Annotated in this window: 1 protein-coding gene; it reads left to right on the top strand. The window is 59.7% G+C overall.

Features of this window, described 5'->3' with window-relative positions:
- A partial coding sequence (gene coaA, locus O7B34_RS31935; protein WP_337149722.1) for a type I pantothenate kinase occupies nucleotides 1–516 on the top strand: 516 nt, incomplete at both ends.

The following is a 516-nucleotide window of genomic DNA, read 5'->3' as shown; positions in this document are numbered from 1 at the left end:
AACCGGGTACTCGAGGAACGCGAGCTGCTTTCCCGCAAGGGGTTCCCTGAATCCTACGACCGCAAGGCCTTGCTGAGGTTCGTCGTCGATGTCAAGTCCGGGATGCCTGAAGTCACCGCACCGGTTTACTCTCACGTCACCTACGACATCGTGCCCAACCAGCAACTCGTCGTCCGGCAACCCGACATCCTCATTATTGAGGGGCTTAACGTTCTACAGCCACCACGACGGCGCAGCAGTGGGACAATGGGACTGGCCCTGAGCGACTTCTTCGACTTCTCGGTATACGTCGATGCTGAGGAGGCCGACATCATCCGGTGGTACATCAACCGGTTCCTCACCCTGCGGCAAACCGCGTTCACCGACCCCCACTCGTTCTTCGGTGAGTACGCACGAATGCCCGACAACGAAGCCATCACCATCGCTAAGGAGATTTGGGACACCATCAACGGCCCGAACCTGGTGCAGAACGTGCTGCCCACCCGCGGCCGGGCTACCGCGATCCTGCATAAGGGT

Origin of the sequence: Mesorhizobium sp. Cs1299R1N3 (assembly GCF_037179625.1) — a bacterium.
In the GTDB taxonomy this organism is placed as follows: domain Bacteria; phylum Pseudomonadota; class Alphaproteobacteria; order Rhizobiales; family Rhizobiaceae; genus Mesorhizobium; species Mesorhizobium salmacidum.
This window is presented reverse-complemented; position numbering and strand designations above follow the sequence as displayed.